The following is an 11,217-nucleotide window of genomic DNA, read 5'->3' on the forward strand; positions in this document are numbered from 1 at the left end:
GGGAGTGCTCACGCCGCGCCGAACCGCACCGTGCCGGTGCCGATGTCGGCCGCCTCGAGCACGACCTCGATCGCGCCGCCCGGCGCGGCGTCGGCCGGCGCGGGGCAGCTCGCCGTCACCGCGGGCGTCTCGAGCTGGAAGACCGCGCGCTCGCCCCTGAGCTCGAGCACGGTCGCGGTGAACCGCTCGCCGACCCGGTCGCGCAGGAGCGCCGCCTCGACCCGTGCGATCGACTCCGCGCCGAGGCGCCCCGCCCGCTGCTCGGAGGCGGCCATGATCGCAGGCAGCTCGGCGAGCGACGCACGCGCCCAGGCGGGCACCTCGCGCCCGGCGACGATCGCCTCGCACACGACGAGGCCCCATCGGTCCACGAGCCGGCGGATCGGCGCCGTCACGTGAGCGTACGGCGCGGCGAGCGCCGCCTGCATCGTCTCCGCGGGCGGTGCGCCGTCGAACGCGGCGTAGCCGGCACCGCGGAAGAGCCCGCTCGCGGCCTGCAGGACCGCGAGCGCCACGGGGTCGGCGCGGTCGAGTCGACGCAGGTACTCGCCGTACGACTCGTCCTCGGGCCACGGAAGCCCGAGCGCGACGGTCTGCCGGCGGAAGGCGGCGAGCCGCTCGTCGTCGGGGCTCGGCATGGTGCGCAGGATGCCGACACCCGCACCCAGCATGATCGACGCGGCGGCCATGCCGGTCAGCAGAGAGAGCTGCGCGTTCCAGTCCTCGACCGGCAGCGGCGTGCGGCGCGCGAGGTCGTAGCCGCCGTCGCTGCGCACGATCTCCTCGTCGGGGGTGTTGAGGCTCGCGCCGCCGCGGCGGCGTTCCTGCTCGATGCGGGCGCGCCCGATCTCGCCGAGGAGGGCGACCGGCGACTCCCGGTCGCCGTCGTCGATGAGCGCCTGCGCCCCGGAGTAGTCGAGGCGCGCCCGGGAGCGAACGAGCGCTCGCTCGACCGCCGTCGTCCCGAGGGTGCCGTCGGCGGCGAGCTCGAAGCGCCACACGTACGCGGTACGGTCGACGCCGGGCAGGAGGGACGCCCGGTCGTCGCCGATGACCGGCGGGTGCAGGGGCACCCGACCGTCGGGAGCATAGAGCGTCTGCCCGCGCTCACGCGCAGCCCGGTCGACCGATCCGCCGGGCCGCACGAAACCGGGCAGGTCTGCGATCGCATAGTGCACGAGGAAGCCGTCGCCTCGGCGCGCGAGGTGCATCGCCTGGTCGAGGTCGGTCGACCCCGCCGGGTCGATCGTCGCGAACGGCAGGTCGCGCAGGTCGCGACCGGGTGCCTCGGGCCGGGATGCCTCGGCCTCGGCCACGACCTCGGGTGCGAAGCCGTCGGGCAGCGCCATCGACGCACGCAGGTCGGCGAGGGACGCGGCGAGCTCGCTCTGCGCGACGGACGGAGCCAGGTGCGGTCGGCGGGCGGGCATGCGCCCAGCCTACGAGTCGCCGGACGGACCGAGCACCCGCGAGAGGTGCCGCAGCACCGCCTCACCCCACTCCGCGGTCTCGTCGTCGGTGGCCTGCGCGAGGCATCCCCACCACGTGTGCGCCCGGTTCACCGCGTGCGTCGTCTCGGCCGCGGCGACGAGCCGGGCCCACTCGGCGTCGTCGAACCGCGCGACGTCGGCCCAGGCCTCGCGGAATCCCGCGACGACGGGCTCTGGGTCGATGCCGCGGTACTCCATCACGGCGCGGGGCACGAGCAGGGCCTCGACCGGGTGCGCCCACTGCGCGTCGCCGAAGTCGAAGAGGCGCAGCCCGTCAGAGGCGTCGTCCGAGGCGAACACGTTGCCGGGGTGCAGGTCGCCGTGCTGGAGGGTCGCGGGCAGGCCGCCCTCGTCGAGCGCCTCGGCGGCGAGCGCCACGCGGTCGGCCGCGGCCACGAGCGAGGCCGCGGTCGCCGCATCGGGCGCCGAGGGATGACCGGTGGGCAGGGCGAGCACGAGCCCGAGCAGCTCGGTGAAGCGGGCCGGCACGGTTCCGGGGGAGCAGTCGGGCACGCCGGCGCCGAGCACTTCGGCCGAGCGCCCGGCCAAGGAGCGCTGCACGCGCGCCCACTCGTCGATGACGCGCGACCAGTCCTCGGCGGCGGGGTCGTGCCGATCTGCGAGCGTCGCTCCGCGGTCGGCGGTGAGCATCCAGCCCCTGGAGGGGTCGGCCGCGATCGGGGCGTCGACATCGCCCGGAAGGAGCGTTGCGAGTCGCGCTTGGAGGGCGGGCTCGAACGACTGCGCGCGGCAGTTCGCCTTGAACCAGTACCGGGCGGCTCCCGACGGTCCTGCCACCTCGACGACGAGTTGCGTCGACCACGGGCGCACCCGCGGCTGTCGGGTCCCGACGACGACGACGTCGCGCCCGGCGAGCGACTCCGCGATCCAGCGGTCGGCTTCGGCCCGCCAGGCCTCGGAGGAGACCTCGACGGAGAACGGTGCGTTCGACTCACCCATGCGAGCACATTAGGCCATGCGCGAGCCGTCGGGTCGAGGCCTGAGGTCAGGGGTGCCTACGCAGTCGCCTACGCAGGATTGCGAATGCGGTCGTCCGCCCCGACCCCTACCGTGTGCGCTGGCGCGGGGCGTCCGCGCCGAGGCACTCGATCGAAGGAGCACGTCATGAAGCATCCGCGTCGCCTGGCCCTCGTCATCGCCCTCGCAGGAGGGCTCGTCCTCCCGTTCGCCGGCGCCGCCGCCGCGAGCGGCCACGGCTGGGTCGACGACCCGCCGAGCCGGCAGGACTACTGCTCGCAGGGGCTGACCTCGTTCGCCTGCGGTCAGGTCGAATACGAGCCGCAGAGCGTCGAGGCGCCCAAAGGGTCGCTCCGGTGCAGTGGCGGCAACCCTGCGTTCGCGATCCTCGACGACGCGACGAAGCCGTGGCCGCGCAAGGGCGTCGACGACACCGTCACCATCCAGTGGCACCTCACCGCGCGCCACGCCACGGAGAGCTGGGAGTACTTCGTCGACGGTGCGCTGTGGAAGCGCGTCAACGACTTCGGCGCCCAGCCGGCCGCGACCGTGCAGCACATCCTCACGGGGCTGCCGGCGGGCGAGCACACCATCCTCGCCCGCTGGAACGTCGCCGACACGACGAACGCCTTCTACAGCTGCATCGACGTGAACGTCGGCGGCCCCTCGAGCGGCGGCGGCTCGGGCGACGACTGCCCGGTCGCGTGGCAGGCCGACCAGGTGTACACGGCCGGCCAGCAGGCGAGCTCGGGCGGCCGCACGTGGGCGGCGAAGTGGTGGACCCGCGGCGAGGTGCCGGGCTCGGGCGGCGAGTGGGGCGCCTGGCGCGACCTCGGGCCCTGCCCGGCCTGACGCGCGAGCACGCCGCGGAGACCTCCCTCCGTCGCGCGATCGCGGCGGCGGGATGCCTCGGGGCCGCGCTGCCCCGAGGCATCCGGCCTTCTCAGTAGAATCGTCGGGTGCCCACACGCCTTTCGAACTTCTTCCTCCGCACGCTCCGCGAAGACCCCGCCGACGCCGAGGTCACGAGCCACCGACTGCTCGTCCGCGCCGGCTACATCCGGCGCCAGGCGCCGGGCATCTTCGCGTGGTTGCCGCTCGGCCTGCGCGTGAAGGCGAAGATCGAGCGCATCGTGCGCGAAGAGATGGAGGCGGCCGGCGCCCACGAGGTGCACTTCCCGGCGCTGCTGCCGCGCGAGCCCTACGAGGTCACCGGCCGGTGGACGGAGTACGGCGACGCGCTCTTCCGCCTGCAGGACCGCAAGGAGGCCGACCTGCTGCTGGCCCCCACGCACGAAGAGGTCTTCACCCTGCTCGTGAAAGACCTGTACTCGTCGTACAAGGACCTTCCGCTCACGATCTACCAGATCCAGGACAAGTACCGCGACGAGGCGCGCCCCCGTGCGGGGCTCCTGCGCGGTCGCGAGTTCACCATGAAGGACGCGTACTCGTTCGACGTCTCCGACGAGGGGCTGGATGCCTCGTACCAGGCGCAGCGCGACGCGTACGAGCGCATCTTCACCAGGCTCGGCCTCGAGTACGTCATCGTGAAGGCCGACGCAGGGGCCATGGGCGGCTCGAAGAGCGAGGAGTTCCTGCACCCGACGCCCGTCGGCGAAGACACCTTCGTGCGCTCGGCCGGCGGCTACGCAGCGAACGTCGAGGCGTTCGAGACGCTCGCGCCCGAGCCGCTGCCGATCGAGGGCCGGCCCGAGGCGCGCATCTTCGACTCGCCGAACACCCCGACGATCCTGAGCCTCGTCGACCACGTCAACGACCACGAGCCGCGCGCCGACCGGCCCTGGCACGCAGCCGACACGCTGAAGTGCGTCGTGCTCGCGTTGACCCACCTCGACGGCACACGCGAACTCGTCGCCGTGGGCATGCCCGGCGACCGCGAGGTCGAGCTGAAGCGCGCCGAGGTGGCGTTCGCCCCGGCCGAGGTCGAGGCCGCGACCGAGTCCGACTTCGCGAAGCACCCCGCGCTCGTCAAGGGCTACATCGGGCCGTGGTCGCCCGAGGGCCCCGTGCTCGGCGAGGAGTCGGCGAGCGGCATCCGCTTCCTCGTCGACCCGCGCGTGGTCGACGGCACCGCCTGGGTGACCGGCGCCAACCTGCACGAGAAGCACGTGCTCTCGCTCGTCGCGGGCCGCGACTTCGTCGCCGACGGCGTCATCGACATCGCCGACGTGCGCGCCGGCGACCCCGCTCCCGACGGCTCCGGCCCGGTCGAGCTCGCGCGGGGCATGGAGATCGGGCACGTCTTCCAGCTCGGCCGCAAGTACGCCGAGGCGCTCGGACTCAAGGTGCTCGACGAGAACGGCAAGCTCGCGACGGTGACGATGGGCTCGTACGGCATCGGCGTCACGCGCATCCTCGCGATCATCGCCGAGCTGCACAACGACGACAAGGGCCTCATCTGGCCGCCGTCGGTCGCCCCGTTCGACGTGCACGTCGTCGCCACCGGCAAGGACCAGGCGGCGTTCGAGGCGGCGGACCGCATCGTGGCCGACCTCGAGGCGTCCGGCCGCGACGTGCTCTACGACGACCGGCCCAAGGTGTCGCCCGGCGTGAAGTTCGGCGACGCCGAGCTCATCGGCGTGCCGACGATCGTGATCGCGGGCCGCGGTGTCGCCGACGGCGTCGTCGAGGTCTGGGACCGGGCGACCGGCGATCGCACCCAGGTGTCGATCGACGGCGTGGTCGCCGCGCTCGACGCCTGAGCCCGCTCGTTCGCCGGGAGCGGGCGCTCGTTCGGCCCGCGCCGGCGGCCGCGGCGCCCAGCGAACGTCGGCTCAGCGCCCCGGCGCGGCATCCGCGAGCAGGCGGCGGAGTTCGGCGGCCGTCTCCTCCGACTGGGCGATCAGCGCCTCGAGCCGCGCACTGAGCTCGGCGGGTGACGCGGCGCCGGCCGCCTCCCGGGCGGCGACGGGCTCGGTCTCGTCGACGACGGCATCGGCGTCGCCCGCCGCCGTCGTGCCCGTGTCGACGGGCGCCTCGACCGCGCCTCCGGCGACGTCGTCCACGGTCGCATCGGCGGGTGCCGTCTCCGGCTCGAGTGCGGCGTCGGCGGCCTCCGCCGCCTTCTGCGGCCCGAGGAAGAGGTTCGCGAGGTAGCCCGTGAACGTGCCGAAGATGCCGACGCCGACGATGATGATGAGGGCGCCGATCAGGCGGCCCGGGTTGGTGACGGGGTACTGGTCGCCGTAGCCGACGGTCGAGATCGTGACGATCGTGTACCAGATCGCATCGGACGCCGAGGTGATGTTGGCGCCCTCGGCATCCTCTTCGACGGCCAGGATCGAGATGCTGCCGAACTGCAGCACGAGCACGCCGAGCAGCAGGAGCGTCATGAGCGTGCTGTTCGCCCGGTCGTGGATGAGCGTGCGCCAGATCGTGCGGAGGCCGAGCTCCCGCAGCAGCCGGATCACGCGGAGCACGCGGAACAGCCGCAATACCTTCAGCTCCGCGAACGGCAGGCTCGCGAGCAGGTCGGCCCACCCGAATCCGCGGAAGAAGTAGCCCGATGCGGACGGTGCCGTCGAGATGCGGTAGATGAAGTCGGCGAGGAAGATCGCGCTGAACAACGCGTTCATGACGGAGAGGATGAGCTGCAGCGACTCCTCCGCGTGGAAGAGGTACATCAGCACGAGGTTCGCGATCGAGAGGATCGAGAGCAGGCCGATGAAGATCTCGTAGGCGGTGTTCTTGAGTTCGCTGCGCTGGCGCTGGATGCGCCGCTTCGCGCGGGAGCTGGGCATTCGGGCGTCCTCCGGCTCTGGCGGCCCATCGGCCGCGCGGTCTCGATCGTGGGCGATACCGATTCTTCAGGATCGCGGGGGCACGGCGTGGGAGGCGCGGCTCGTCGTCCGGGTCGCGCCGGACCCGATCGTTCGGACGGCGTTCATGTTCCGGACACCCCCCATCCCGTGGGGCTTCGGTTTCGGCGTGCAGCCTGCACTCGACCCCCTTGACCGACGGCGTGAGGAACGATCCGTGACGATCACCGACATCCAGCTGCTCCCGATGGCCGACCACGTGCGCGGCAAGCGCTCGGCCGTGACCTGCCATTTCAAGTGCGCCAATGCCTGCATCGGGCCGGAGTGCAACACGACGACCAACGCGCACTTCCGCGATATCGCCTCGGCCGCGCTGACGCGCCGGGCCCTGCTCGGCTTCGGCGCGGCCGGCGCAGTGGGCATCGCGCTCGCCGCGGCGTCGCCGAGCGGCTCGGCGTTCGCCGCTCCCGGTGGCGGGGCGTCCGGCGCGACGGGCGGGCTTCCGTTCGACGCGATCGACCCGGTGCCGATGCTCGTCGACGACGTGACGGTGCCGGCGGGCTACACGTGGCAGCCGATCATCCGCTGGGGCGACCCGCTCTTCTCGAGCGTGCCCGCCCTCGACTTCGAGCACCAGACGCCGGAGGCGCAGGCCGGCCAGTTCGGCTACAACTGCGACTACCTCGACATCCTGCAGGACCGCAGCGGCCGCACGGGCGTGCTCGTGAACAACCACGAGTACGTGAACCCCACCATCATGTTCGCCCCCTCGACCGACGCCGCCGTGCTCGACGAGCGCGCGGCGATCGCGAAGGCTGCGCACGGCTTCTCGGTCGTCGAGCTGCGCCGCTCGAAGCTCGGGCAGCCGTGGCGCTACCTCATCGACGGACGCCGCAACCGCCGCATCACCGCGGACACCGTGTTCGAGGTCACCGGTCCCGCCGCAGGCTGCGTCCTCCTGCAGACCGCGGACGACGCCGAGGGTCGCTGGGTGAAGGGCACGCTCGGCAACTGCGCGGGCGGCACGACGCCGTGGGGCACGGTGCTCTCCGGTGAGGAGAACTTCGACGGCTACTTCGTCTGGGCGGCCGACACCGCCGGGCAGAAGCGCTACCGGGCCACGCCGAGCACGAAGTCGACCTACACGTTCGAACGCATCGATCCGCGCTTCAACGCGAAGGACCCCGGATTCGTCAACGAGCCGAACCGGTTCGGCTGGATCGTCGAGATCGACCCCGAGGATCCGACCTCGACGCCGCGAAAGCACACGGCGATGGGCCGGTTCAAGCACGAGGGCGCGAACGTCATCATCGGCGAGGACGGTCGCGCGGTCGCCTACATGGGCGACGACCAGGCGAACGACTACATGTACAAGTTCGTCTCGAAGCGCGTGTTCGACCCCTCGGGCTCGAAGGCCGCGCGGCGTCGCAACATGACCCTCCTCGAGGAGGGCGACCTCTACGTCGCGAAGTTCACCGGCGACTCGCCCGCGGCCGAGATCACCGGCACGGGTGCACTGCCGAGCGACGGCGCCTTCGACGGCTCCGGCGTGTGGATCCCGCTCACGCAGGACGGCGAGAGCGTCATCCCCGGCATGTCGACCGAGGAGGTGCTCGTCTACACGAGGCTCGCGGCCGACACCGTCGGAGCGACGAAGATGGACCGGCCCGAGGACGTGCAGCCCAACCCGCGCACCGGCAAGGTCTACGCGGCCCTCACGAACAACTCGGGCCGCACCCGCGCGCAGGTCGACGAGGCGAACCCGGTCTCGCTCGTCTCTCCGACCGGGTCGGTCACGGGCAACCGCCACGGTCACGTGCTCGAGCTCACCGAGACGGCAGGGCAGTCGGGCACCACGTTCGGCTGGACCATCCTGCTGCTCTGCGGCGACCCGTCGATCGACGGCGAACGGCCCTACTTCTCGGGGTTCCCCGCCGAGCTCGTCTCGCCGATCTCGTGCCCCGACAACATCGCGTTCGACTCGGTCGGCGACCTCTGGATCTCGACCGACGGCGCGCCGAGCAAGATCGGCTACAACGACGGGCTCTTCAAGGTGGGACTCGAGGGGGAGGAGCGCGGGCGCGTGCAGCAATTCCTCTCGGTGCCGCGCGACGCGGAGACGTGCGGGCCCGTCATCCACGATCGCGAAGGCATGGTGTTCGTCGCGGTCCAGCACCCGGGCGAGGAGGGCACGGTCGCCGAGCCGCATTCGTACTTCCCCGACTACGTGCCGACCCACCGCCGCGACTCCGGGCTGGTCGCGGCGCCGCGACCGTCGGTCATCCAGGTGTGGCGCGGCTGAGGGGGTTCGCCGCGTCATGGGGGGATGCCGCGTGGTCGGGGGGCCACGCGGCATCCGGTTCGTCAGCGGCGTCGGACGGGATGTCTCTGCGGCCGACCGCTGCGGGCGTGGCAGGCTGGCCTCGTGAGTGAGTTCGTCGCGTCGTCGCCCGATGCCCTGCCCGACTCCGTCGGCGAGGCGGTCGCCGCCCTCGTCGCCGAGATCGGCGCCGGGCGGAACCGAGCGCTCATCGAGCGCATCCTCGCGTCGGGGGCGCGGCTCGGGCTCGACGGCACCGACCGGCTCGACCTGAAGATCACCGCGGCGGCCCTCGAGGAGATGCGGCAGGCGTTCCGTTTGTTCGCGCCGTACACCGCCGTTCCCAAGGTCACCGTCTTCGGGTCGGCACGCATCGCCGCCGACGACCCGCTGTACCGCCAGGCGCAGGGCGTCGCCGCCTCGCTCGCCGATGACGGCTGGATGGTCGTCACCGGGGCAGGACCGGGCATCATGCAGGCGGCGGCCGAAGGCGCCGGTCCCGCGCTCGCGATCGGCGTGTCGATCCGACTGCCGTTCGAGGAGAAGCCGAGCGCCGCGATCGCCGTCGACGAGCGGCTCGTCACGATGAAGTACTTCTTCACCCGCAAGCTCATGCTCATGAAGGAGTCGCGCGGATTCGTCTGCCTGCCCGGCGGGTTCGGCACGCTCGACGAGACGTTCGAGCTCCTCACCCTGCAGCAGACCGGCAAGGCCGAACCCATGCCGATCGTGCTGCTCGACGCCGAGGGGGGCACCTACTGGACGAGCCTGCGGCGGTACGTCGAGACCGAGCTCGCACCGCTCGGCATGGTCTCGCCGGGCGACCTCGATCGCGTGCTGATCACCGACTCGGTGGATGAGGCGGTCGCCGAGATCACCGGCTTCTGGCGCAACTACGACTCGCTCCGCTGGGTCGGCGACCGCCTCGTGCTCCGGCTCAACGCCGAACCGAGCGATGCCGAGGTCGCCGAGCTCGACCGTCGCTTCGGGCGGCTGCTCACGAGCGGGCGCTTCGCCCGCACCGAGCCGCTCGCCCCGGAGCAGGCCGACCGCGACGCGCTCGACAAGCCGCGACTCGTGTTCGAGCTCGACCCGCACCGGGTCGGCGAGCTGCACGAGGTGATCCGGGCGATCAACGCGCTGCCCTCGGCGCCCGCCAGGGCGACCCCGCCGTCGGTGCCGGGGGACTGACCGCCGGGTTGCGGATGCCTCGAACGGACCCGTTCCGCGGGTGACGGCGGCTCGCGGCATCCGATAGGCTTGAATGTCCGCTCCGAGGGGAAGCGGCCTGAGAGCTGAATAGAGGAGGCCGGAGATGGATATCGACCTCAGCATGCTTCGCATGGTGGAGCGCGAGAAGGAGATCCCGTTCGAGGAACTGGTGCAGATCATCGAGCAGGCGATCCTGATGGCCTACCTCAAGCACCAGAACCCGAACCAGCACGGGCATTCGAACCCGAACGGCGCCCGCGCCGAGCTCGACCGCAAGTCGGGGCACGTCACGATCTACGTGCCCGAGCTCGACGACGAGGGCAACGTGATCGGCGAGGCCGACGACACTCCGAACGACTTCGGTCGCATCGCGGCGTTCGCCGCGAAGCAGGTCATCATGCAGCGCCTGCGCGACATCGCCGACGATGCGGTGCTCGGCGAGTTCCGCGGCCGTGAGGGCGACATCGTGGCGGGCATCATCCAGCAGGGGCCGAACCCGAAGATGGTGCACATCGACCTCGGGACGGTCGAGGCGATCCTGCCTCCCGAAGAGCAGGTTCCGGGCGAGGAGTACCCGCACGGCCAGCGCATCCGCGTGTACGTCACGAGCGTCGCGAAGGGGGCGAAGGGTCCGTCGATCACGGTCTCGCGCACGCACCCCGCGCTCGTGCGCAAGCTCTTCGCGCTCGAGGTGCCCGAGATCGCCTCGGGTGTCGTCGAGATCGTCTCTCTCGCACGGGAGGCCGGCCACCGCACCAAGATCGCGGTGCGTGCGAACCAGCCCGGTGTGAACGCGAAGGGCGCGGCGATCGGCGAACTCGGCCAGCGCGTGCGCGCCGTGACCGCCGAGCTCGGCGCCGAGAAGATCGACATCGTCGACTGGTCCGACGACCTCGCGACGTTCGTCGCCTCCGCCCTCTCGCCGGCGAAGGTGACGAGCGCCTACGTGATCGACGAGCAGACGCGCGCGGTGCGCGCCCTCGTGCCCGACTACCAGCTGTCGCTGGCGATCGGGAAAGAGGGGCAGAACGCCCGGCTCGCCGCGAAGCTCACGGGAGCGAAGATCGACATCCAGCCCGACTCGATCCTCGAGCAGGGCTGACCGCCGCGAGGCGGTTTCGACCCCGGTCGGTGGCCCCGTCGGCGGGGCATGAGCGCAGAGTGTAAGATGGAACCCGTCAGAACGTGCATCGGATGCCGTTCGCACGCCCCGCGATCCTCGCTTCTGAGGGTCGTTCTCCAGGAATCCCAGGTGGTCGCAGACGATGCGGCCGTGCTTCCGGGGAGAGGCGCGTGGTTGCATCCGACGCTCGAGTGCTACCGCCTCGCAGTCCGGCGTCGTGCTTTCGCGCGGGCGCTCCGCATCCGCGGCGAGGTGAGCACCACCAACGTAGAGAACAGGCTGAACGGCTAGTGATCACCAATGAGTGACAAGTAA

Annotated in this window: 9 protein-coding genes; 6 read left to right on the forward strand and 3 right to left on the reverse strand. The window is 71.7% G+C overall.

Going from position 1 to position 11,217, the window contains the following annotated elements; all coding sequences use genetic code 11:
- Nucleotides 1-8: 8 nt before the first annotated feature.
- Together ACWGPE_RS13430 and ACWGPE_RS13435 are read right to left on the reverse strand one after the other, a co-directional pair.
- Nucleotides 9-1,430 carry an RNB domain-containing ribonuclease gene (locus ACWGPE_RS13430; RefSeq protein WP_376931102.1) on the reverse strand — a complete coding sequence of 474 codons (1,422 nt, stop codon included), beginning with the start codon at nucleotides 1,428-1,430 and terminating at the stop codon, nucleotides 9-11.
- A 9-nt stretch (nucleotides 1,431-1,439) separates the two neighbouring features.
- The gene (locus ACWGPE_RS13435) at nucleotides 1,440-2,450 is read right to left on the reverse strand and encodes a phosphotransferase (protein WP_452048892.1); all 1,011 of its coding nucleotides are present in this window, start codon (nucleotides 2,448-2,450) and stop codon (nucleotides 1,440-1,442) included.
- 165 nt (nucleotides 2,451-2,615) lie between these two features.
- Between ACWGPE_RS13435 and ACWGPE_RS13440 the strand changes: the two genes are divergently transcribed.
- Together ACWGPE_RS13440 and ACWGPE_RS13445 are read left to right on the forward strand one after the other, a co-directional pair.
- A complete protein-coding gene (locus ACWGPE_RS13440) occupies nucleotides 2,616-3,320 on the forward strand; it encodes a lytic polysaccharide monooxygenase (RefSeq protein WP_231431430.1) in 705 nt (234 codons plus the stop codon).
- A gap of 107 nt (nucleotides 3,321-3,427) precedes the next feature.
- Nucleotides 3,428-5,191 (forward strand): proline--tRNA ligase, encoded by a 1,764-nt coding sequence (locus ACWGPE_RS13445; RefSeq protein WP_452048893.1) that lies wholly within the window; start codon nucleotides 3,428-3,430, stop codon nucleotides 5,189-5,191.
- 72 nt (nucleotides 5,192-5,263) lie between these two features.
- On the opposite strand, the gene ACWGPE_RS13450 is transcribed toward ACWGPE_RS13445, so the two are convergent.
- Nucleotides 5,264-6,229, reverse strand: coding sequence for an ion transporter (locus ACWGPE_RS13450; protein WP_452048894.1), 966 nt, complete (start codon nucleotides 6,227-6,229; stop codon nucleotides 5,264-5,266).
- Nucleotides 6,230-6,494: 265 nt separating this feature from the next.
- On the opposite strand from ACWGPE_RS13450, the gene ACWGPE_RS13455 reads away from it, so the two are divergent.
- The 4 genes from ACWGPE_RS13455 (at nucleotide 6,495) to ACWGPE_RS13470 (ending at nucleotide 11,193) form a co-directional block, all read left to right on the forward strand.
- Nucleotides 6,495-8,549 (forward strand): PhoX family protein, encoded by a 2,055-nt coding sequence (locus tag ACWGPE_RS13455; protein ID WP_452048904.1) that lies wholly within the window; start codon nucleotides 6,495-6,497, stop codon nucleotides 8,547-8,549.
- A gap of 123 nt (nucleotides 8,550-8,672) precedes the next feature.
- Nucleotides 8,673-9,758 carry an LOG family protein gene (locus ACWGPE_RS13460; RefSeq protein WP_231431427.1) on the forward strand — a complete coding sequence of 362 codons (1,086 nt, stop codon included), beginning with the start codon at nucleotides 8,673-8,675 and terminating at the stop codon, nucleotides 9,756-9,758.
- A 124-nt stretch (nucleotides 9,759-9,882) separates the two neighbouring features.
- Complete coding sequence (nusA, locus tag ACWGPE_RS13465) at nucleotides 9,883-10,881, forward strand: transcription termination factor NusA (protein WP_231431426.1); 999 nt, start codon at nucleotides 9,883-9,885, stop codon at nucleotides 10,879-10,881.
- A 66-nt stretch (nucleotides 10,882-10,947) separates the two neighbouring features.
- On the forward strand, nucleotides 10,948-11,193 hold the full coding sequence (locus tag ACWGPE_RS13470; protein WP_231431425.1) for a YlxR family protein: 246 nt from the start codon (nucleotides 10,948-10,950) through the stop codon (nucleotides 11,191-11,193).
- The last annotated feature ends 24 nt before the right edge of the window (nucleotides 11,194-11,217 follow it).

The sequence above is a fragment of the Agromyces sp. NPDC055658 genome (assembly GCF_053618155.1).